This window comes from Nocardiopsis rhodophaea (assembly GCF_039530945.1).
GTDB lineage: Bacteria > Actinomycetota > Actinomycetes > Streptosporangiales > Streptosporangiaceae > Nocardiopsis_C > Nocardiopsis_C rhodophaea.
Genome location: NZ_BAAAPC010000002.1, coordinates 218,987 through 241,719, shown reverse-complemented (window position 1 = coordinate 241,719; position 22,733 = coordinate 218,987). Strand labels below are relative to the sequence as shown.

Annotated in this window: 19 protein-coding genes; 1 reads left to right on the top strand and 18 read right to left on the bottom strand. The window is 63.2% G+C overall.

Annotation, left to right across the window (positions count from 1 at the left end):
- Positions 1-104 precede the first annotated feature (104 nt).
- The 5 genes from ABD259_RS02955 to ABD259_RS02935 form a co-directional block, all read right to left on the bottom strand.
- On the bottom strand, positions 105-1,160 hold the full coding sequence (locus ABD259_RS02955; RefSeq protein WP_344099243.1) for an alpha-crystallin domain-containing protein: 1,056 nt from the start codon (positions 1,158-1,160) through the stop codon (positions 105-107).
- Positions 1,147-2,013: a phage distal tail protein gene (locus ABD259_RS02950; RefSeq protein ID WP_344099245.1), complete on the bottom strand. Its 867-nt coding sequence runs from the start codon at positions 2,011-2,013 to the stop codon at positions 1,147-1,149. The genes ABD259_RS02955 and ABD259_RS02950 overlap by 14 nt, the downstream gene beginning before the upstream one ends.
- The gene (locus ABD259_RS02945; protein WP_344099248.1) at positions 2,013-4,085 is read right to left on the bottom strand and encodes a phage tail protein; all 2,073 of its coding nucleotides are present in this window, start codon (positions 4,083-4,085) and stop codon (positions 2,013-2,015) included. The genes ABD259_RS02950 and ABD259_RS02945 overlap by 1 nt, the downstream gene beginning before the upstream one ends.
- Positions 4,086-5,136: 1,051 nt before the next feature.
- Positions 5,137-5,427, bottom strand: a complete 291-nt coding sequence (locus ABD259_RS02940) for a hypothetical protein (RefSeq protein WP_344099250.1) — start codon at positions 5,425-5,427, stop codon at positions 5,137-5,139.
- 379 nt (positions 5,428-5,806) lie between these two features.
- Positions 5,807-7,093, bottom strand: coding sequence for a phosphodiester glycosidase family protein (locus ABD259_RS02935; protein ID WP_344099252.1), 1,287 nt, complete (start codon positions 7,091-7,093; stop codon positions 5,807-5,809).
- Between the two features lie 530 nt (positions 7,094-7,623).
- Between ABD259_RS02935 and ABD259_RS02930 the strand changes: the two genes are divergently transcribed.
- Entirely contained in the window at positions 7,624-9,717 is a 2,094-nt protein-coding gene (locus ABD259_RS02930) for an acyltransferase family protein (protein WP_344099254.1), read from the top strand.
- Positions 9,718-9,856: 139 nt separating this feature from the next.
- On the opposite strand, the gene ABD259_RS02925 is transcribed toward ABD259_RS02930, so the two are convergent.
- The 13 genes from ABD259_RS02925 to ABD259_RS02865 all read right to left on the bottom strand — a co-directional run bounded on the left by ABD259_RS02925 (position 9,857) and on the right by ABD259_RS02865 (position 22,693).
- A complete protein-coding gene (locus tag ABD259_RS02925) occupies positions 9,857-11,317 on the bottom strand; it encodes a stealth family protein (RefSeq protein ID WP_344099256.1) in 1,461 nt (486 codons plus the stop codon).
- A 1,056-nt stretch (positions 11,318-12,373) separates the two neighbouring features.
- Positions 12,374-13,819, bottom strand: a complete 1,446-nt coding sequence (locus ABD259_RS02920; RefSeq protein ID WP_344099258.1) for an amino acid permease — start codon at positions 13,817-13,819, stop codon at positions 12,374-12,376.
- A gap of 289 nt (positions 13,820-14,108) precedes the next feature.
- The gene (locus tag ABD259_RS02915; RefSeq protein WP_344099260.1) at positions 14,109-14,345 is read right to left on the bottom strand and encodes a hypothetical protein; all 237 of its coding nucleotides are present in this window, start codon (positions 14,343-14,345) and stop codon (positions 14,109-14,111) included.
- A 129-nt stretch (positions 14,346-14,474) separates the two neighbouring features.
- Positions 14,475-14,837 (bottom strand): hypothetical protein, encoded by a 363-nt coding sequence (locus ABD259_RS02910; protein ID WP_344099262.1) that lies wholly within the window; start codon positions 14,835-14,837, stop codon positions 14,475-14,477.
- Positions 14,838-14,851: 14 nt separating this feature from the next.
- Positions 14,852-15,160: a hypothetical protein gene (locus tag ABD259_RS02905; RefSeq protein WP_344099264.1), complete on the bottom strand. Its 309-nt coding sequence runs from the start codon at positions 15,158-15,160 to the stop codon at positions 14,852-14,854.
- Between the two features lie 187 nt (positions 15,161-15,347).
- Positions 15,348-15,923 carry a hypothetical protein gene (locus tag ABD259_RS02900; protein WP_344099266.1) on the bottom strand — a complete coding sequence of 192 codons (576 nt, stop codon included), beginning with the start codon at positions 15,921-15,923 and terminating at the stop codon, positions 15,348-15,350.
- A 69-nt stretch (positions 15,924-15,992) separates the two neighbouring features.
- Positions 15,993-16,394 carry a hypothetical protein gene (locus ABD259_RS02895; protein WP_344099268.1) on the bottom strand — a complete coding sequence of 134 codons (402 nt, stop codon included), beginning with the start codon at positions 16,392-16,394 and terminating at the stop codon, positions 15,993-15,995.
- 395 nt (positions 16,395-16,789) lie between these two features.
- Positions 16,790-17,554: a crotonase/enoyl-CoA hydratase family protein gene (locus ABD259_RS02890; protein WP_344099270.1), complete on the bottom strand. Its 765-nt coding sequence runs from the start codon at positions 17,552-17,554 to the stop codon at positions 16,790-16,792.
- Between the two features lie 12 nt (positions 17,555-17,566).
- Positions 17,567-18,340, bottom strand: a complete 774-nt coding sequence (locus ABD259_RS02885; RefSeq protein WP_344099272.1) for an SDR family NAD(P)-dependent oxidoreductase — start codon at positions 18,338-18,340, stop codon at positions 17,567-17,569.
- A gap of 203 nt (positions 18,341-18,543) precedes the next feature.
- The gene (locus ABD259_RS02880; protein ID WP_344099274.1) at positions 18,544-19,527 is read right to left on the bottom strand and encodes an ATP-binding cassette domain-containing protein; all 984 of its coding nucleotides are present in this window, start codon (positions 19,525-19,527) and stop codon (positions 18,544-18,546) included.
- A gap of 17 nt (positions 19,528-19,544) precedes the next feature.
- A complete protein-coding gene (locus ABD259_RS02875) occupies positions 19,545-20,612 on the bottom strand; it encodes an ABC transporter permease (protein WP_344160004.1) in 1,068 nt (355 codons plus the stop codon).
- A gap of 6 nt (positions 20,613-20,618) precedes the next feature.
- Positions 20,619-21,599: a substrate-binding domain-containing protein gene (locus ABD259_RS02870; RefSeq protein WP_344160001.1), complete on the bottom strand. Its 981-nt coding sequence runs from the start codon at positions 21,597-21,599 to the stop codon at positions 20,619-20,621.
- Between the two features lie 173 nt (positions 21,600-21,772).
- Positions 21,773-22,693, bottom strand: a complete 921-nt coding sequence (locus tag ABD259_RS02865) for a TIM barrel protein (RefSeq protein ID WP_344159998.1) — start codon at positions 22,691-22,693, stop codon at positions 21,773-21,775.
- Positions 22,694-22,733: the final 40 nt, after the last annotated feature.

The following is a 22,733-nucleotide window of genomic DNA, read 5'->3' as shown; positions in this document are numbered from 1 at the left end:
GCCTGGCTGACAGATACGCCGATCGAACTTCACCTCAGAAAGATCGAGTTCGATGATAGTCCTGTCATCCACCAAGTCGCAGAATTGATATCGGTACTCAGGCATCAGTTTGTCCAGTAAGTCAGATTATCTGCACCGATCCACCTGGGCCTGTACAGGGTATATACCCAGATACGCCCGTCTGATCTGACCTCCAGCCTCGTGGAGTTCTTATCCTCAGCGGTAATTTGTTGGGACGCAGTCACCCAGCGAGTCAGACGGAATGGTTCAAATCCTTCCGGAACCCTCGCAATGGACGTTGAGGTCAACTTTTCCCGGTCTTCATCGATAATGAATGTACCTCGCATGTGGACGAGGCCTCCAGGGGTCCGACGCACTTCCACCGGAAAACTCCCAGAGTGGTTAACACCGCTCTCAAGCTCGACACGTTGCCACTCCCCCGGATGCTGTTGGAATCTGTTGTCGAGTCGTTCCAGCTGTTCAGATTCAGCCTGCTTTCCGGCGATCGGATGCCAGCGCCCGGAAATCCTGATATAAAGATCTCCATCCTGCACGACATGTGCCAGCGTCCCATCCTGAACGGCGCTTAGGCGGCTCCGAGCAGCGAGATCAGGCAGGGTTAGAATTCCACCCGACGATGCCGTATATACCCTCCGGTCTTGAACAGCCGACCCCCACGGGATACCACCGGTACCCTCACTGGCTCCCTGTGGCACTGTTACTTCGAATAGGGGAAGATAGGATTCGTCGACGTCCGGGTCGATGACACGCACCTCTGCGAGGGCTGTCCCGGAGTCGTCGTAGGCACCATCCCGAATAACCACACCAATAAGGTCGGCGCGCGGACCGGTCCCCGGACCGTCTTCCAGGAGCACGGTGGTGTCCTCACTGCTGACGACCAGGTAGGGCCCCTGCAAAGGCGAGGATGCTCCCGAAACGACGGCAGTGAAGGGTCGGATGGTCGCAACCATCCCTTCCCCGTCGAGAGAGGCGGCACCCATCGAGTAAAAGAGTCCGCCGCGACGGTCGAGCGGCCATGTAGTGTCGATTCCGCCGAGCAGAGAACCAACCAGCAACCGGTGGTCCTCGGCGGTCGTGTCTCCAGATGTGAGGGCGAGAGTACGAATGGGCATTGTTTTTTCCTCCTTACAGATAGGCATCACGCCACCGGATACGTACCGAGGCACTCGGCCCCGAGGACACGGTCCGGAAGCGGATGGTCGATCGTCCGGGTGCGACGGTCCAACTCCCCGGCGGCACCGAACGCGACGTCAGCGTGTAGTAGCGGTCGGCCCCGTTGAGCCGGACCGTTCCGGATCCGCAGTCGACAACCAGGGCATCGCTCTCCGCGAGGACCAGGTCGAACTCCAGGACTCGGCCGCTTTCCTGGTCGACCACGCGCGGCCGGTCGCACGGGCCGGTGAACACGAGCACGGGATGCGCCGGGGTGTCACCGTTGTTGCGGACGGTTCCGGCCCCGCCGGTGGTGGGTTCGCCATAATCCAGGGGGTAGCGCAGGGGGTACCGCAGGCCGTCCTCCGCGCGGGCCGGCGCCACGATCGTGGTAGATCGCTCCTCGCCATACCGGCGCGGGTCCGGACAGATCCACTGGATCGACACCGTCGGTCGGCCGGCCTGATAGCCCACGCCACCCGGAATGGATCGGGCTGTCACTTGCCCGTAGCCGGTGAGCTCCTGTCCACCGATGCGCATGGTCAGTGCCCGTTGTTCGGAGTCCTCGGGAAGCGCGGTCGCCCGTCGCACTGCGGCCACATAGGGTTCGACCCCGCGCACTCCCCGATCACCCGCCACGAGCGTCCCCGTGGCAGTGACAACCCGCTGCTGGGCGAGACCGCGCCCGGCCCAGGCCCCGTGGCGTGACGGCCGAAGGACGTTTCCGCTGTCGATGCCCGGTAGGTCGTCCCAGCCCTCGATCCCGGTCAGGGCCAGTCTCCGGCCGTCGAACAGCAGGACACCGTCCCAGCGGATCTGGCCTTCTGTCAGCTCGGCCATCACATCCCCCTCGATCGTGCGAGGAACATCAAGCGCTCACCGATCTCGTGGGGCGACATGCGCTCGGTCGCCTCGAATCGCTCGATGTTCACAGCCGGGCCACCCGAGGCAATTCCCGGTGCCGCTTCCTGAGCGCGTGCGTGCCGAACCACTTCAGGTGACGGAGGAACCGGAGCTTCTATGCCATAGGCGATGTCGTCGGTGATTCCGCCCAGCTGCCCGCGCAGCCGCGGGAGACGGTCGTCGATCCCGCCCATCAGGCCGTCCATGATCATCCGACCGTTGGGGGTCAGAAGCCGCATATCGACGCGGCGTGGCCCCTTCCAGTCGGGGATCATGCCGGTAAGGTTGCTCAACTTGTTCTTGAGGCTGTTCCACATTGAATTGATGCCATCGATCAGGCCGTTGATGATGTTCTTTCCAGCGTCCATCAGGAAATTCTTGGCGTTGGAGAAGGCGCCCTTGACTTTGCCAGGGATGCTGGTCACGAACCCCAACAGGGCACTGATCTTCTCGGAGACGCCGTCCCGCATGCGCTGGAAAGCGGAGACCGCGAGGTCCCGCGCCTTTTCGAAGGCGGAGGTGACCTTGTCACGGACGGATCCGACGATGGTGGCTACGCGGTCCCGAACCGCAGAGAAAAGTGCCAGCGCCTTGTCACGGAACCCGGTTACCGACCCGATTACCCAGTCCACAGCGGAGGAAAAGGTGTCCTTGATGAACTCCCACGCGGAAACGAAAACCGATTTGATAGCCTCCCAGGCACTAACCAGGAATTCCTGGATGCTGTCCAGAGCGCTGAAGAACGTCTCCTTGATCGACTCCCACGAACTGACAAGGAACTCCAGGATCGCCGTGCTACCCGCGATGAAGGTTTCCTTGATGGACTCCCACGCGCCCACAAGGAACTCCAGGATCGCGTTCACCGACCCGATGAACGTCTCCTTGATCGACTCCCATACCTCGGTGGTCTTCTCCACGAGCGCGTCCCAGGCAGCGGGCAGGGTCTCAGTAAAGAAATCCGCCAGGTCGCCCGCGACCTCCAACACCTTGTCGATTGCAGCGTGGACGATCTCGCGGAAGGTCTCGCTCTCGTTATAGGCAAGGACCAGCGCTGTGATGATCAGACCGAGGGCGTTGGCCTTCATTGCGGTATTGAGGCCCTTCTGCCCCACGGTCGCGAGCTTCACACCGCTGGAGTAACTCTTCATTGCACCACCCAAGCGAGACATCGACCCACTGGATGATCCGGCCTGCTTGCCGATTCCGCGAAGCTTTTTTGTGAAATTTCCCAACTTCTCGTTCGCGGTCGAGAACCGATTCTTCACACCATTCGAAAATAGATCGAAGGTCTTCTCCGCAAGGATTTTTCCGGCCTGCGCACCGGCGTCAGGAAGCACCTGGGTCAGAGTGTTACCGACCTCACCACCCACCGCCTGCACGATGGGGGGCATACCGGAGAGACCAGATTTGATTGCCTGGTTCGCCTTACCGGCCAAGCCCTCGCCGAGTTGGCGGCCAGCCTTTTCGCCTCCCTCCGCGATCGCGGGCCCGAGAACCTCCTTGGCTTTGCCTCCGACGCGCTCCATAATCCCCGGTACGGCGTCAAGGCCATCGGCAAGCCGTGTTGTCGTTCCGGAGACGAGCTTGTCGCCCAGCTCCCTGCCGTTGACCTCCCCGAGCTCCGAGAGACCAGTGGACAGGAGGTCACCGATCTTGTCGGGCATCGAGCTAAGGGTGTCCGGCGCCTTGTTCAGCCCCGTGATCAACTTCTCTGCTCCGGCGGCGAGCTTCGTCCCGATTTCCTCACCGCTGGTCTCGGCGACGGCCTGAAGCCGCGAGATGATCCCTTCAGCCTCCGAGACCACATTGTCGAACACTCCGGGAAGCTGTTCGAGGCCGGCCTCGATGGCCGAGTTCATGCCGTCGGAAATCTGAGATCCGATTTTCCCTCCGGAATTCGTTTGGGCGCTTTCGAAAAATGTATCGAAAGCGCCCTTCATAGCCTGTGCCGCCTGTTTTCCTATCGCTTCGAAATCAGACGATAGATCAGCGCTTACAGTTATAGCCATGCCCCACTCCCTCTAGACGATCATTGTTTGACTTCGACAAAACTTGGCCCCCTTATACATCTGAAAACAGAACATTTCCCGATCGAAGAATCGCAACCGAAGGGGAAAACAAGCCACCAACGCTGCTGCACATTGGGGTCGGCATACGTAACCCGCGCCCGCACCTTTATAGGGAACGTCGGTTCAGGACCTCAAAACAACGAAAGCCCGGCGCTCAGCCGGGCTTTCGACACACCTGTGGTGCTGGAAAATAGCGTGCCACATACCTACGAACTGGCGCAAGACGAATGCAGGACAATCACTCAACGTATCCAGTCCCCAGCCCAAGCAGCACATATAGGGGGCGGCCGATCAGTACTGATCTCCCAGATGTCATATTCGCCACAGACTAGAGATAGGCCTGACCTACTTATGGCACCTGCACAAGGAAGGAAGAATGCATCTCGGCTGAGGCAACGCCAGCAATTTCTACTGGAGCTGACCACACTCAAAATGCGTGAGAGCGAGAGCGGCTTTGGCGATGTCTCCGATCCCACCTGGGCTGGCGCGGATGTGCTTGAGCAGCCGCCCGCATTGGGTCAGCGGCGCGAAACCCGCTCTCCCCCTGCGGCACAGCCCGCTCCGGAGACGGTTGAAAGTCCGGGTCTCCTCGGCCAAGGCACGGCCGCCCTCGGGCCGCTTACACGGAGTGACGATGCCGATTCCAGCCCCCGTATCCCAAGTCAGCCAGGGCTGGGCAGGCCGCAAACGGCCGCGGCTTAGAGGCCATCGCATTTGGATTCTCGGTCTCCTGCCCGTGCGTCGATGGCCGAGCGGCTGATCCTGGATGGGTTGTGGGAGCTGTTACAGCGGGTGGTGCCCCAGGCGTCCACCCGCCCCAGGGCGTGGCCGGCGCAGACACAGCGACGCGAGGTCCTGGCCGCGATCGCAGGCTCGCCAAATGAGATAGGCACTTAGGGAGCGGTCACACGATGGACGCGGGAGGCTCTGAGATCGTGCACCAATCCGGGCTCAACATCGCTGATGAACAGAGGAGACAGTCCCGCAGCCATCAGTCCCCGCAGGTTGTCGCCATGGGCGTGGGCCTTCCCCGTGGACCCACCCCCGCAGGCGGGAGGTCCCCCCGATCGATTTCCGCGCCTTTCACGCTCGTGCTCTTCTCGGCGCAGCGATCGGTGCGCGGCGTGATGCCGTCCACGACGAGGTGGCCGGTTCCCGCCCTGCGGGCATTGTCCCGGCCACGAGACGGGTGCCGGTCGCGCGCCTGCTCAATGAGCACGTCGGTGCCCTCGTCGATGGAGCGGTAGGCGGTGGAGCGCCCGGTGCCATGATCTGAGTCCATGGCACCGAGGAAGGTCGTATCCGGTAGTGGCGTAGCACGAGGACGGCCTGGCGGAAGCAGGTCAGGGTGTGTGCCGGTGCGAGGCCGACGCCGCTCGCGCTCCGCGACCAGCAGACTCGTTACGAGGAGAAGGCCTTCCTCGCCAACGTTGAAGATGGCGCGCCAGGTGGTCCGTGGAGCCTTTCACGGTAACCGGACGGAGATTCGACACCTCATCTTCCATCTGGGGCTCCACCCCTATCTCAGGGAAACGGTAACCTATGCTTGATCTTTCGCCTTGTGAGCTTTGATAAGGATCTCCCGCTGCGAATTCGTCGGGATCACCTCAATTTCTCAGAAGAGGAACGAACACCGCCGGGGCACACGTGGTTCGGAGCCGTCATGGGGTAACGAGCGTCAGTGCGTCAGCGACCTTCCGCTGCCCTTCCCGAGCGTCGCCCACAATGACCGGGTCCCCTTCCACGACCATCGTGGTCGAACCGCCGCCATCGAGAGCGACAGCCCTGTCGGCACCGAGCGTCGACAAGACTTCGGCCACCTCATGCAGCCCCAGGCCATCACTAACCCCTGGTTGACGCCCTGATACCGCGAGAAGAAGGATCCGCCCTCGAGCATCGAGTCCGATGGCGGTACGCGGATGCCGCTTGACAGCCCATACATAGGGGAACGAACGGTCCTCTTCCCGGATCAATCCCTCAGTCGCGAGGTCAATGGATACCTTCCCATCGCGCACAAGCACCGGTCCACCATTGATAACTCCCGTTCCAGGGGCCAGCTCGACGTCCTCCCCCTCAGCATCCGTGATCCGGATATCCATCTCGAAGGGGGCACCAACCGAGGCATTCGCCCGCAGCCACTCGGCAGCATCGCCTGTCCCTTGGATCGTGTAGCCGCCGCTAGGAATCGCGCCTCCAGGCTCTCTGATCTCGGTCACGATCGTGTCAGAGCCGACGATCAACTCGACCCCGGAACTTCTCGGAGTCGGCCGGCCGAGCTCTTCCGTGAACACGACAAGTTCGTCCGGATCGGTGCAGGTAACGTCATGGAGCGGCATCTCTGTGGGCTTGTCGCCTCCCACTCCGCCGCAGTTCCGGATTAATCCCGGGCGACGGTTGACTCCGTCAACCTCCCGGCTTTCTTTCCCCGTCCTTGCCGACATCTTCGTAGAGAGTCGGCTGATTTGCACTGTGGGCCTTTGCTCATGAACGATGACCGCCGCCCGACCGTTCGTCGCCTCGGACAGCACTGTTCCGTCCTCATAGACACCGATCCCAGCGGGGGTACCCGGAATCCCATAAGAGTCCTTGGTCACGAAGAACCCCCCGTTAACCCCCGCCACGGCATCGGAAGCAATGTCTTGCACTCGACTCGCTTCGGCCAAGACGTCGCCGTAGTCGGGACGGAGCCCAATATTCGCGCGCGCCGGATCAACCACCAGAAGGGCTGCTAGGGTACGCGTCGCGTCGCTGTCGGGATCGGCTCCTGTCCACTCAACCACCGCGTTGAAGCCGTCCGCTTTCAGCCGATCCGCTGCATCACGAGCGTCCCCGCGTTCCCCGTAGGAAGCGTCCAGACGTACCCGAACTCCCGCTACCCGACGGGGGCCCACGACGCCATCCGGCCACAGGAGCCGACTGGCTTTCGCCGCGAAACCGTGCTTCTTCAACCTCCTCTGTAGCCCCCGTGCCTCACGCCGCGAATGCAAAACCTGCCACCCAGCGGAGCCGCGACGACGCACCGTCACCACCCAGTCCCCCTCACCATGGCCAAGCCAACCTTCGTAAAGAGTCACCCCGGGGATGACCTCCCGAATACTGGCGTCAGAACCGAACGGAGCTGAAACTTCACTTTCAATGTCTGCAACATGCAAGAAACTGAGCCCAAGGCCAAGGATCAGTACCTGGCATGCTTGCGACCTCCGAGCCATGCTGAAGATACGGCTCGCTGCGTCCTCCACAGCCCATCACCCTAACCGCCTGAGCCCGGCACTCCTTACTCGACTCAAGCATAGCGGCACAATTCGATCACGATTCTGCGATACTCCATAAGGATTCCCAGGTCAGGTGAGCCGTCTATCGGCCACGACCACGGCAAGCACCGCTTGATGCCCACCATCACCGTATGCACCTATTATCGTCAGTTGTGTGCCCGGTTAGGCATATCGCACTTCTATTCCCCTATTCAACCTGGTCGCTTGTGTCTCTCCCCAGTACAAACAACGCTTTCTCACATCCCGACTACACGAAGGTAGCGCATCCACATATCGGACGTTCGAGCATCCCAGGCCATCGGAAACGTCCGGAAATCGACGGCCTTCGCGCCGTCGCCATCCTTCTCGTCGCTGTCTACCATGTCTGGCTCGGGGGCGTCTCCGGTGGCGTTGACGTATTCCTCCTACTGACCGGATTCCTTATCACCGGTTCGCTGATTCGATCGGTAGATCGACAAGACGGTATCGCTCTTATCGCCTTCTGGACACGGCTACTGAAGCGACTAGCCCCGTCAGCGGCTATCGTCCTCGGAGCGGTCCTCCTCGGCGCGTTCATCTATTTTCCGCGCTCTCGTTGGTTGGAAACGATTTCCGATGTGATCTCCTCAGCGCTCTACTACGCCAATTGGCATCTAGCATTCGGCGCCGTCGACTATCTCGCGGATAACAACACCGCCAGTCCAGTCCAGCACTTCTGGTCTCTCGCTGTCCAAGGACAGTTCTACTTGCTCTGGCCCTTTGTGGTCCTCGGTGCCGCGATCCTCGCTTCTCGAACCGCATGGTCCTTCCGCACGTGGGTCCTTCTCAGCTGTATGGCGATATTTGCCGCGTCTCTCACTTACTCCATTTTCGTCACCCACCATTCATCTGTTTGGGCCTACTTCGACTCCGGTGCCCGCCTATGGGAACTAGCCCTTGGCGGAATCGCCGCAGCGGTGCTGCCACGAATCAGTTTGCCCTGTAAATTAAGAGTAATGATGGGCTGGACCGGGCTGATCTCCTTGGTGTTGTGCGGGATCCTAGTGCCGAAGGACTCAGCATTCCCTGGATATATAGCACTCTGGCCCACGTTAGGCGCGCTCCTGATCCTGCTCGCAGGAACCACGCGCAGTCGTATCGGCGCAGACCGGATTCTTTCTTGGCGGCCGCTCACAGCACTGGGAAAACGGGCCTACAGCTTCTACCTGTGGCACTGGCCAGTCTTGATCTTCTACTTGGAGGTGACCGATCGCGTCCGCCCCAGTCTCATCGGAGGCAGTTACGTGATTGCGAGTTCCCTACTGCTGGCATTCGCCACCACCCGCCTGATCGAGGACGGAGTCACCCGCTTCACCCGTAGCCGGACTACCCCAGCATGGTCGCTGAGCATCATCGCAGCCTCCCTGGTACCGGTTCTCGCGATTGGCGGCTTATGGGGCGGGCTCCTCGAAAACCAGCTGAGGACTCGCACCGAGCAAAGCTCGAACCCGACGCTCTACCCCGGTGCGGCCATCTACGCCGATTCCGACCTCAAGACGAGCCTGCCGACCCTTCCCGTCCACCCGGATCCCAGTATCGCCGAAAAAAGGACAAAGTCCCTCACCGACGATTGCAACACTCGAATCCCAGAGGACGACGTCATCGCGTGCGAATACGGGCCCGCAGATGCCGAGTACACCATCGTGCTCGTGGGAAGTTCGCACGCTCGTCACTGGTTTCATGCTCTCGAAAGAATTACGGAGGATAACGGGTGGCGGCTTATCATGATCACCAAAAGCGCCTGCCAGTTCACTCCGGCGATTCAATATCGCCACGAAAAAGAATACACAGCATGTACCACCTGGAATACTCGGGCTTTCCAGGAGATTTCTGAGATACATCCTGATCTTGTCTTCACCCTGGCTACACAGACCGACCAGGAGGGCAATGGGCATGAAGTAGTCGTCGACGGATATCAGGAGATCTGGCGCGATTTCGACGACATGGGTATCGATGTTCTTGCCGTCCGTGACACCCCACGGCTTGGATTCAACGTATCGGAATGCGTGAGCCAGCACAGGCGTGAGGATTGCACTTCCAAGTCATCGCGTTCGCTCTCAGATTCGCCTCCCTTCGATGAAATCTCGCAGGACCACAACAATGTCACATTTGTCGATCTAACCGATCATCTATGTCCTGACGGAATCTGCCGCGAAGTCATCGGAAACCGATTGGTATACTTCGATGACAACCATTTCACTTACGCATTTTCCGAATCTCTGGCGCCGGTGCTGGATCCATACATAAGGAAAGCTCTGAACGATGCGCTACCGAAGGCCTAATAACATGGGAAGTCGATATTCATTAAAGATTTGAAATAGTTGCTCGAAGCTATCGCGGTGCCCCGCTCCCTGCGACCGGGGCACCCAGCATCACCGATTAATCCGCGCGGGATCGACACTAGACTCCCACGGGTCATCGCTATTTTTCGAACGAGCTCTTGAAAGGAAAGTACTCGCGCAAGAACCTATCCAGCAACTGGGTAGACTCTCCATCATCTTCAACGGAGACCGTGTCATTCACGCAGAAAGCGTCGAAATTTCTTTTTCTTAGTAGTGCCTGAGTACGACGCCGGAATGCTTCTGGGTCGGCAAGGTTCAGATAGGAATATCTCACGCTGCCAAAGACGGCCCGTCCCGTCAGTACAGCATAGTAAAGCTGGAGGGACGAGGGGATGGAATGGTCACGAGGATTGCGGAACCGCGATCTAGCGGTCTCCTTGAATCGCTCCGCATATCGCTCTTCGAGCTCATAGAGAATCGACCTCTGTTGCGGATGTGGAGTGTGTTTGAACTTGGTGATCGCCACCTTGTTAAAGTCACTGAACAGAAGCTCGCTATTCTGCTTTCCAGCCGCATCGACGGGTTGGTCGTCCACGCTAGCCTCGCCCAACCCGAATCGATAGGTTGATGGATTGACTTTGGCAACGCCATTTGGATGAAAGAACAGGTGCGGCGTCACCGGACGACCGAACATGACGTCGTCATTGAGATAGAGGTAGTGCTCAGCCAGCCCATCGATGTGGTGAAGCTGCGATTCGATCGCGTGGGAATTGAAGACGGGAAGATCTGAGGGGTCAGAGAAGATGTCCTTGTGATCAACAACTCGGACTCGACTGTGGTTTAGATTCAACCACGATGGAGTCTGGCCGTCAGTCACAATATAGACATTGCGGATGAAGGGTGCGAACATCTCGAGAGAACGCAGTGAATACAGCAGTTCGTCCCGGCTCTCGTAGCGAGACTTCGATGCTGCCAGGGGGTTGAGCTTTCCGGCACCGGAAAGGTACGAATCCCTCTTCTGTGCCCATTCGCTGTCGCTTCCGTCGACCCATGTATATACGGCGTCGATGGGAAACGATATGTCAGTGACAAGGTCCCATGCGAATGCGCTGAAGGTAGGATATGTCCTTTCTCCCAGCTCGATCTCTGCTGATTTCCGAGCTGCCGTGGGAAGCACACCAGCCACCGGATTGGCCCGCGGAGCGACCAGGGATTCTTGCAGGTGTTCGTCGGAAACGACGACCTTCAGAGACTCGAGGCGACCAACCCCCTTGTCTGGGGACTTCGCTACGTCGGCACCGTCTTCCCAAAACTCTATGACGCATCCATGGTCAGGTCCCGCGATGACACGCCCCTCGGTGCCAGCAACGTATTCACCGACTCTGATGGCCATAGAATTCCGAAGCTCTGATATTTTGCGCTCTGAGGCTATCGCCGTCCCCCCTTTGACAGCGTCCCCTACGTATAGGGCGGATTCAGAGAAGTTTTTCGCTATTCCTTCCACCACTTTATCGCGATATTTAAGTTCGACGCCGATAGACCAGGAATATGGTTTTCTCGCCCGCACGAGAAAGTAGGGGATATCGAGCTCTTCTAGCATGTCAGCGCATCGCTCCACCTGGTGGGCGGCGAACTTATCGATAGCGAATGGCCCGTCCCAGACTCGGGCTACAACCATCGAATCCCGCCAGGCAGCTACGCGGAGTGGTCCATCGCCCGCTCTCCTTCCTCGCTTTCTACTTTGCGCAACTAATTCCTTAACAGCAGCGGGTGCTCGCCTCGCCACGAACTTGCGCGACTGTTTTACAACTTCACGTGGGACGTTCACGCGAGCCTCCATCGTTCTCAATGGGCATGAGAATGCCGGAATAAATCCAAAAAAACCGGATTTTCTTATTATGCAAATCCGATCAGAGCATCGGTGGGTATCAGGGCACCAAGATCCGTCCGTCACGCGGCGGAGAGCGCGTCATCCACCCGTATGAACCGGACCGGTACGCCGTTGGGACGTTCACTCGCCTCAGGCCACGCTTCACCGGAGTCCCTCTGTGGGGCATCACTCGGCGACCTGTGATGCGGCCGTCCACACAACGCGAACGAGTAGAGTGCGTTGGCTGATTCAATGCGGTCGTGACTGAGCGAGCCGGCTTCGGGCACGATCTGTAGTCGGTCGACCGAACAGCCCTGGAGTCCTCGATCAGGTCGAGGCGCACTGGTAGGGCGGCTTCGCATCGGACAAGCACACGGGACTTCTGCATAAGGGGAAGGGGAGCGACGGGGTCAGGGAGATGTGAAGAGACGGTCGATCCAGGTCCAGCTACCTCGAAGCCTCCCGGCACGCAGGGAGGCCAGAACTGTGGGGCAAGGCGCCGAACCGCTCGGAACCGAAGCCATCAAGTGGCCCGAATTGGATCCGACAACCACCTCTTCAGCAGGGCGTTGGCAGTACCCCTACCTCATGCGACACCGCTGCCATACGGCGTCGTTAGGAGCAAATGAGACACAGCCGTATCCAGTGTACGACACGAGCCCTTTGATCACAGTTTGCCTCATATCAATGCTTGACAGGCATAACTTCTATCGACCACTTGGTGCTAATTACGCGCGTCGACCCGTGGCTGGTGCGTTTTTCGGATCAGTCGGCCTCTTCCGCAGCTCAGCTGCCTTCTTTCTCGTGAGTGACTGCGGCGACTTTGCCTCGCACGCAGAACCAGCCGGTCACCAGTGCCGCAGCGATTATTGGGATGGACAACACAGTGATCCGCCCCGCAGGTTCGTCGAACCACATCAGGGCGAGGACGATCGCGAAGAACGCGAGGGTGATGATCTGCGTCCAGGGCGACCAGGGCAGCTGGTAGGAGGGACGATCGAGCAGGCCCTGCTCCGTCCGGCGCCAGAAGAGGAGGTGGCTGAGGAGGATCATGCCCCACGTGCCGATGATGCCGATCGCGGCGAAGTTCAGCACGATCTCGAAGGCTTGGCTCGGCACCATGTAGTTGATGCCGACTCCGACCGCGTAGACGGCGCAGGTCAGCAGGATTCCGCCATAGGGGACGTGGTTCCGGCTCATCACACCCGTGAAGGCGGGTGCCGAGCCCGACATCGCCATGGAGCGCAGGATCCGGCCGGTGGAGTAGAGACCGGAGTTGAGGCTGGACATGGCCGCGGTCAACACGACCAGGTTCATCACGTCGCCCGCTGCCGGGACCCCCAGTTCGGTCATCACCGTCACGAACGGGCTGGTCCCTTCCTCATAGACGTTGAAGGGCAACAGCATGGCCAGCAGCAGCACCGAGCCGACGTAGAAGATGCCGATCCGCCACATGATGGAGTTGATCGCCTTGGGCATGATCTTCTCCGGCTCGGCGGTCTCACCCGCCGTGACACCGACCAGCTCGACGGACGCGTAGGCGAAGACGATGCCCTGCACCACCATGACGACGGGAAGCAGGCCGGCCGGGAAGAACCCGCCGTTATCGGTGAGGAGGTGCGGGCCGCTCTCGTAGCCGCCCACCTGATGGCCGGTCACCAGCAGCCCGATGCCGATCAGCATGAAGATGACCAGCGCCGCGACCTTGATGATCGCGAACCAGAACTCCAGCTCGCCGAAGATCTTCACCGAGATGAGGTTGACGACGAGCACGACGGCCAGCGCTGACAGCGCCATCACCCACTGCGGAATGTCGCTGAACATGCTCCAGTAGTGGGTGTACATCGCCACGGCGGTGATGTCGGCGATGCCGGTGGTTCCCCAGTTGAGGAAGTAGAGCCAACCGCCCACGTAAGCGCCCTTCTCCCCCATGAACTCGCGCGCGTAGGAGACGAAGGAGCCCGATGACGGGCGGTGCAGGATGAGCTCGCCCAATGCCCGGACCACGAAGAAGGCGAAGACTCCGCAGACCGCGTAGACGAGTGCGAGCGCGGGCCCGGCCTCATGCAGCCGTCCGCCCGCTCCGAGGAAGAGCCCCGTACCGATAGCGCCGCCAATGGCGATCATGTTGATGTGGCGGGCCTGCAGCGACTTGCTGTACCCGGCGTCTCCGGCGTCGACGTGTGTTCCTGTCGAACGCTCGGGGTCACGCTCCAGAGTCTCTTCGCTCATGGATCCCCTGCTTCTCTGCTCCGTTGCAGTCAGGCCGGTTGGCCCAAGGAGCGAGCGTAACGGAGGTCACCCAATGACTCGGACAAGGGGTCATCCTATAATTTCCGGTGAACTCTGTCGGAAATCCGACACCGCAGGGGTTTTCTCGCTGTTACCCGGCCGTAGATTTCTGGCGTGATCCCAGTGCGGGGACCTCTCGAGTGCCCGCGGGTCCTCCGGAGCGACGCCCGTTCCCCCTCGCGATAGCCGACGGGGAACGGGCCCCAAGCTGACCGCGACCGGCCCCCTGTCAACTGAGGACAGCCGTCAGGACCGCGGCGACCGCGGCGACCAGGGCGGACAGGGTCGAGACCGGAAGAGCGTAACGCCACCGGTCCGTCGCATCCGCCCGCTGTTCCAGCTCAGCCACACGCCGCTCCATGGCTGCGAGCTGGGTTCCGATGGTGGACAGCTGCCCGGACATGGCCCGGACCTCCGCGAACACATCGGCTACCGTCACCACCGCATAGGGCTTTTCGTCACTCACGCGGGATCTCCTCTTCCACTCCTTTGCGTTCTTGGGCTCCCAGCTGCGATGACGATCTCCCGAGGGAAAAACGATCGCGGGCCCGTGCACACGCTGGCCGTGGTGCGCACGGACCCGCGGATTCGTCGGTCATTCTCCTGGACCGTCCTCCCCACCCTCGAGGCCATGGGGATTCAGGTCCCGCTTGCGCTTCTCGGCGCGGCGTTGGGCTTCAGCCAGGCGGGCCCTCTTCTCGTCCTCGGCCTGTTTGACGCGCGGGTCGGCGGGGTGCGGCTGGCCGGTCATGGCGTGCACCAGGTCGGCTTGCAGGTAGTTGCCCAGTGTCCAGCCGTCCCCACCGAGGGCCCGGTAGGTCGCCGAGTCCGTGGGGAGGTGGCGGACCAGCACCGCGAGGCGGCGCAGGGTCAGCCGGCCCCTCCACAGGTCGGCGAGTTCGATTCGGTAGTAGCGTGCGAGGTCGGCCTCCACCGCGTCCGGATGGGTCCGGATCACGCGGAGGAGGCGACCTATTCCCCCGCGGTGTCGAAGCCGTAGGCGGAGGCGATCTGCTCGGCGAGCGTGTTGAGGTCGCTGAGCGTGGCGCCGGTGGACTTGAGCTGCTTCCACTGGTCGGGACCGAGCAGGCCGCGGAGGGCGGTGACGACCTTGCCCTCCTCGAAGGCCTCCATCGTCTCCAGCGGCCAGTGCTCGGAGGTGGCCGGGAGTCGGTACTCGGCCCCGGCCAGCGTGAGGCGCTTGGGCTCGGTCGACCCAACAGCCTCGGCCTGGATCGCGGGGGCGGTGCTGCCTTCGCTCAGGGTGTTCGTCTCGGTCATGGCGCGGTTCCTTTCGTAACTATGGACACAGACCGCCCGTGGTCGGGCGATCGCTCATCGGACGCGCGGTTCTAGGTGATGGGGGGCGGGACCGGGCCGGGGTGAACCGCGCGAACCTCCCGGCCCGGTCCGGTTGAGGACGGGTGACTCGCGGTGGTGCGGGTCGAACCGTCGGGGGCGGCCGGGGCTACTCGGCCGGCGCGGCGGTCGGCTCGCCCTTGTAGGTGTGGAAGAGCGTGGACTTGCCGTCGGCGTCCGCGTCGGTCGGGTAGATCGCCACGGTGATCTCGCGCTTGGCGAGCTCGGTGGCGTTCTCCGTGGCCTCACCGCGCTCGGCGACCATCGCGTAGTTGGCGGAGACGGTGCGCTTGATGATGTTGCCCGATCGCGTCTCGAAGGCGATCTTGAACTTCGCCTGCAGATCCGGAACGTTGATCGCGCCCGAGTAGCCGCCGTCGCCGTCGAAGCTGACGCTGTGCCCCGGGTACATCAGGTCGTAGACGACCTTGTTGTCCTCGAAGGGCAGGAACTTGCGGGTCAGCTTGAAGTTGTTGTGCGTGCTCGCGACGAGGACGCCGCCCCAGGCGTAGAGGTCCTCGGTCTCGACCTCCATGGCCTCGGTGAAGCCCTCCTCGCCGTCCAGCAGGCCGACCTGCTCCCACTCCGGGCCGAACGGCTCACCGCCCTGCGGGATGGCGGCGTCCAGCGGAGCCACGTAGACGTCGGCGTAGGCCCACACGGCGGCGTTCTTGGCGTTACCCATGGATTGATTTCCTCTCATTCGGTGGTGTCCCGCGATCGCGGGACGGCTTGTGACGACCGGGTGCTCCGGTCAGCTGGGGCGCTGGGTGACCAGCACGGTGAAGGAGGCGAACGGCTCGGGGACGTCCGGGTCGAATCCGGCGACCACCCCGTCGACCTGCTGGACGGCCACCACGTCGCGGTCCCCGACGTGCTCCATCAGGGCCGCGTGCGCCAGGTGGGCGAGGGCCTTGGCACTGTCGCGGTCGTCGGTCCACGCGGTCACCCGGACAGCCGCGTTCTGGGTGATCGGGTAGTTCCCCGTCACCTCTTCGCTGCGGACGGACAGCCGCGGATCCTCACCAGGAGACCGTTCGCTGAACGATTCGGCCCTGACGGCGGTCGACCGCCACTCCGTTGGAAAGTCGGGAAGCCGGGATTCGAGGTACTCGACGACGAGCCCCTCCACATCGGCAAAAGGCTGGATGATCACAATAAAGATCTCGCTTCGGATCCTGTCGATAGCAGGCCGCTGAGACGAATTCGAACTCCGCCCACCGGACGCGCTAAGAGAAACAAATAAAAGTGGCAAGAAAAAAGCCCGGCGATCAGCCGGGCGTTGGATACACCTGTGGTGCTGCGAAATATCGTGCCAATGGGTCGGCGGTCGTGCAACCACACCGAAGCCGACACCCGAAGCGAGAGAATCTGCTGGTCAGCGCAGCTCTTCAGCCGACCGAGGGCGACGCTTGAGCCATCCCGGGAATGATTCTGGGACAGCGGGCGACAGAAAACGGTCTAGGAATTTCTTTGCTCGAAACGACGATGGCGCCACCCCGCGGCGGGGTGGCGCCATCCTCATGCCTCGGCGATCCGAAAGCCGGGTGATTACTCGCCCTTCCAGACCGGGGGGCGGCGTTCGGCGAAGGCCGCGGCGCCTTCCATGGCGTCGTGGCTGGTGAAGACGGGGCTGATCAGTTCGTCCTGCCGGGACCACATGGTGTCGGTCGGCCAGTCGTCGGATTCCGTGATCACCCGCTTGGACACCGCGACCGCCATCGGCGCGTTGGCGGCGATCCTGGCGGCGAGCTCCTTGGCTTCGGCCAGGGCGCCGCCGCTGGGGGTGACGTGGTTGACCAGGCCGAGCTCCGCCATGCGCGGCGCCGCCACCTTGTCGCCGGTGAGGGCGAGTTCCATGGCGATGTTGCGCGGGACGCGGTGCTGCAGGCGGAGCAGTCCGCCGCCGCCGGCGACCAGGCCGCGGGTGACCTCCGGGATGCCGAACGTGGCGTCCTCGGCGGCCACCACGAGGTCGCAGGCGAGGACGGCCTCGAAGCCGCCGGCCAGGGCGTAGCCCTCGACCGCGGCGATCAGGGGCTTCTTCGGTCCGCGCTGGGCGAATCCGGCGAAGCCGCGGCCCTCGACGATGGGGACCTCGCCCTGCATGAACGCCTTCAGGTCCATCCCCGCGCAGAACGTGCCCTCCGCGCCGGTGATGACGCCGACCACCAGGTCCGTGCGGGCGTCGAGGTCGTCCAGCGCGTCGGCGATGCCGCGCGCCACCGCCGCGTTGACGGAGTTCTTGGCCTTGGGCCGGTTGATCGTGATGACGGCGACGCCGTCCTCGGCCGTGTACAGCACCTCGTCGCTCATGACGCCCTCCCCCTATTTCGGCTGCATGCGCAGGCCGCCGTCGATCCGGACCACCTCCGCGTTGACGTAGCTGATCTCGACCAGCGAGCGGACCAGCTTGCCGAACTCGGCGGCGGTCCCCAGGCGCTTGGGGAAGGGCACCGGCGCGGCCAGGCGCTCCTTGAACGCGTCGGACTCCGGCCCCTGGCCGTAGATGGGCGTGTCCAGGATGCCCGGAGCCACCGTGTTGACGCGGACGCCGATGGCGGCGAGGTCGCGCGCGGCCGGGACCGTCATGCCGATGATCCCGCCCTTGGAGGAGGAGTAGGCGATCTGCCCGATCTGCCCCTCGATCCCGGCCAGCGAGGCGGTGTTGACGATGGCGCCGCGCTCGCCGTCCTCGTTGATCGGCTCGGTCTTGGCCATCGCGGCCGCCGCCAGGCGCACCACGTTGAACGTGCCGATCAGGTTGACGTCGATGACCTTCTTGTAGCTCGCGAGGTCGTGCGGCTGCCCGTCGCGGTTGACCGTGCGGGTCGCCCAGCCGATCCCGGCACAGGAGACGGCGACGCGCAGCGGCTTGCCCGTGTCGACGGCGGCCTGGACCGCCGCGGCGACCTGGTCCTCGTCGGACACGTCGGTGGTGACGAAGACGCCACCGACCTCCTTGGCCAGCGCCTCGCCGCGCTCGGCGTTCAGGTCGGCGATGACAACGGTCGCACCGGCCGTGGCCAGTTCCTTGACGGTGGCTTCACCCAGTCCGCTCGCGCCGCCGGACACCAGGGCGGCAACTCCATTCAGCTCCATGCGCGGCACTCTACAGACTTGTCGCCGCGAAAACTAGAACCGGGTTCGGTTTTGTTCGGTTCAACCAAGAGAAACGGCACGTCACGTGGGCACGGCCAGGCCCACGTGACGTGATCGCGGACGCGCCGATGACGCCGACTCCGACGGTCATGTGGCGGTCCCTCCTGCTACGTGGTTCGGGGCGTCGGCGGTCCGCGTCCCGTTCAGTCGGCCGGCGCGCGCCCCGAGGATCCCGCCGACGCGCTCTCCGCTCCCTCCTCGGAGACCGCGTCCGCCGCCTGGATCGCCGCGCCGACGCCCCTCAGCTCCTTGGCCGAGACGTCGTGCAGCGGATCGACCTCGGGCGTCCCGCCACGCTTGAGCTCGTGCTCCAGCGCGTCGAGCTCCGCGCCACCCGCCATGTGGTGGGTGAGGTCGTCCAGGCTCAGCTCGGCGCGCGGAGCGTCCAGCTCCATCTGACCGAGCTTGAGCACCGCGAAGTGGTCGCCGACCATGAACGCGTGGTGCGGGTTGTGGGTGATGAAGATGACGCCCAGCCCGGCGTCGCGCGCCGCGTTGATGTACTTCAGCACCACCCCCGACTGCTTGACACCGAGCGCGGCCGTCGGCTCGTCCAGGATCAGGACGCGGGCGCCGAAGTAGACCGCGCGGGCGATCGCCACGACCTGCTTCTGGCCCCCGGAGAGGTTGCTGACGGGCGCGTCGATGTCGGGCAGGTCGATGCCCATCTTCTTCAGCTCCTCGTCGGCGATGCGGCGCATCTTGTCGACTTCGAGCATCTTGACCGGGCCGAACCCGGTGCGCAGTTCCGATCCGAGGAAGAAGTTCCGCCAGACCGGCATCAGCGAGACCATCGCCAGGTCCTGGTAGACGGTGGCGATACCGCGGTCCAGGGCCTCGCGCGGCGAAGAGAGGCGCACCGGCTTCCCGTCGACCAGGTACTCGCCCGTGGTGGGCGCGTACAGTCCGGCGATGATCTTGATCAGGGTGGACTTCCCGGCGCCGTTGTCGCCCAGGATGCAGGTCACCTCACCGGCACTGACCTTGAGATCGATCCCGGACAGCGCCTTGATGTTGCCGAAGGACTTGCCGACACCCGTCAGCTGCAGGACCGGCGCCGAGGAGTCGCTCCGCCGCCGAGGCGCCGGCGCGGCCACCCCCGTTTCCGGCTTGGTGGTCTTGGTCATCGTGTTCACCTCGCTGGTCACCTCTTCGACGTCTGGTTGCGGACCCACATGTTGACGACGACGGCGAGCAGCAGCATCGCTCCGACGAAGAACATGATCCAGTTGTTGTCCCAGCCGGCGTACACGATGCCCTGCTTGGTCATGCCGTAGATGAGCGATCCGATGGCCGCGCCGATGACGGTTCCGTAGCCACCGGTGAGCAGGCATCCGCCGACCACGGCGGCCATGATGTAGAGCAGCTCGTTGCCGACGCCCTCACCGGACTGCTGTACGCCGGACGCCATCAGCAGGTGCATCCCGCTGAACCAGGCGAAGAACCCGACCGTCATGAACAGCCCGATCTTGACCTTCGCCACCGGTACGCCGACGGCGCGGGCGCTGTCGGCGTTGCCGCCGACGGCGTAGATCCAGTTGCCGACCTTGGTGCGCATCAGCACCCACGTGGCCACGGCGACGAACAGCAGCCACCACAGGACGGTGATCCGGACGCTGACGCCCAGGCCGGGGATGGGCACGTAGGAGGAGAACACCACCTGCGCGGAGGCGAACCCGTCCATGTTGCGGATGCTGTCGGTCGACACTTTGCCGGTGATCAGCTTGGTCACCGCGATGTTGAGCCCCTGCAGCATCAGGAACATCGACAGTGTGACCAGGAAGCTGGGCAGCTTGGTGCGCACCAGGATCACACCGTTGACGAACCCGATGGTCAGCGCGAGGGCCAGTGCGAGGCCCGCGCCCGCCCACACGTTGAGGTTGAGCTGGAAGCTGAGGATCGCGGCGGTCAGCGACGCGGTGATGACGGCGACACCGGCGGACAGGTCGAACTCCCCGCCGATCATCAGCAGCGCGACGCCCACGGCCATGATGCCGATGGTCGAGCTGGCGTACAGCACCGTCATCAGCGACGACGCCTGCCGGAACGGCTCGGCCACGGCGAAGAACACCGCGAAGACCACGATCGCGCCCAGGAGCGAGCCCACTTCGGGGCGGCTCATGAAGCGTCTCAGCAGGGAGCGCTGGCCCACCCGCAGCGTCTTCTCCGACGCCGGTGGTGCGGGCTCCCTAACGGTCAGTGTCTGGCTCATGGTGGGTCACCGGGTGCCCTTCTCAGCGAACACCTTGATGTCGTCGATGTTGCTCTTGTCGATGAAGCTCGGGCCGGTCAGCACGGCCTTGCCGCCGCCGGAGACGTTGCCGTTGACGTTGTAGAGCCACAGGCCGTCGACGGCCAGATAGCCCTGCAGGTAGGGCTGCTGGTCCACGGCCCACTCCACGAGGCCGTCCTCGATCGCGCCCATCAGGTTCTTGTCGGTGTCGAAGGTCGCGACCTTGGCGTCGCTCCTCGCGTTGGCGACCGCGTCCAGCGCGCCCATCGCGTAGGGAGCGCCGAGCGTGGCGACGTAATCGACGTCCTTGTCCTCCTGCAGCTTGGAGGTGATGCTCGACTTCACGTCGGGCATGCTCGCCCCGTCGACGTACAGGGTCTCGGCGTCGCCGTCGAACGTCTTCGCGAGCGAGGAGCAGCGGGTCTCCAGGGCGACGTGGCCCTGCTCGTGGATCACGCACAGCGTCTTCTCGGCCCCGACCTCGTTGAGCCGCTCGCCGAAGGCCTCGCCCGCCACGGACTCGTCGGTGCCGAAGTACTCGGTGAGCCCGAGATCCTCCCAATGGTCGAGCCCGGCGTTGAGGCCGACCACGGGGATCCCGGCTTCGTTGGCCTTCTTGATCGCGCCCTTGAGCGCCTCGGGCTTGGCCAGGGTGACCGCGATGCCGTCGACCTTCTTGTCGATGGCGGTCTGGATCAGCGTGGCCTGCTTGGCGGCCTCCGGGTCGGAGGAGTATTCGAGGGTGATGTCGCTCTTCTCCGCCGCGGCTTCGGCACCGGCGCGCACCTTGTCCCAGAAGGAGTCTCCGGGGACCTCGTGGGTGATCATCGCGATGGTGAGCTCCGGGGTGTCGGCGCCGCCGGCGGCGGTGTCCTGCTTACCGCCCTGGGAACTGCAGGCCGAGGCGGCCAGGACGATGCTGGCGGCACCGGCGAGGGCGATGGTGAGTTTGCGGGTGGAGTACATGACGGGAACCTCTCAGGCGGGGTGCGGGGTGAATCGGTGAGAACCTTTCGTGGTCGCGGTGGGTGGTACGACGTGTGGGCAATCCGGGCCGGCGGCGGGCTTGTGGCCGACGGGGGAATCCGGCCCGGATTTCAGCGGTGGTGGTCAGGCGAGGTGCACACTGTGTTTGCGACTCACGCCTTCTGGTAGCGGGCGCCGAGCCCGCAGCTGTTGAGGTACTTGCGGGTGCGCACCGCGATGGGCTTGGGCACCTCCGGCTCGCACGGGTAGAGGTCCTGCTCGACGATCACGAACAGGCGGGCGTCGACCTCCTTGAGCGCGTCGACCACAGCGGCCGGGGCCGGCTCGCCCGCGGGCGGCTCCACGCACACCCCGCGCTTGACGGCCTCGCCGAAGGAGAGGTTCTCCTCGTTGACCTGCCGGATGATGTCCGGGTCCATCTGCTTGATGTGCACGTAGCCGACCCGCTCGGAGTAGCGGCGGATCAGGTCGACGGCGTCGCCGCCTCCGTAGGCGACATGCCCGGTGTCCAGGCACAGGGAGACGAGGTCGGAGTCGGTCCCGTCGAGGAACCGCTCGATCTCGGGCTGGGTCTGGATATGGGAGTCGGCGTGGGAGTGCAGGCACAACCGGACGTCGTAGTCGTTGAGCAGGATCCGGCCGAGCTCGTCGGCGCCCTTGTTCAGCGCCGCCCACTGGTCGTCGTCGAGCGTCGGCGACTCCGAGTACTGTCCGGTCTTCTCGTCGCGGAACATCGTCGGGATGAACACCAGGTGGTGCGCGCCCACCGCGGCGGTCAGCTCGGCGACCTTGCGGACGGTGGAGAGCATGTCGTCCCAGCGCTCCGGGCGGTGCAGCGAGCCGAACACGGTGCCTCCCGAGACCCGCAGGTTCCGCTTGCCGACCTCGTCGGCGAGCTGCTTGGGGTCGGTGGGCAGGTACCCGTAGGGGCCGAGCTCCAGCCAGTCGTATCCGGACTCGGCGAGCTCGTCGAGGAACCGGTCCCACGGCGTCTGGTACTCGTCCTCGGGGAACCACACCCCCCAGGAGTCGGGGGCGGAGCCCAGGACCAGCTTCTGGCTCATCTCCGTCATTGCGTGGACCTTTCGTGTGCGGTGTGGCTGGCCAGCGGCG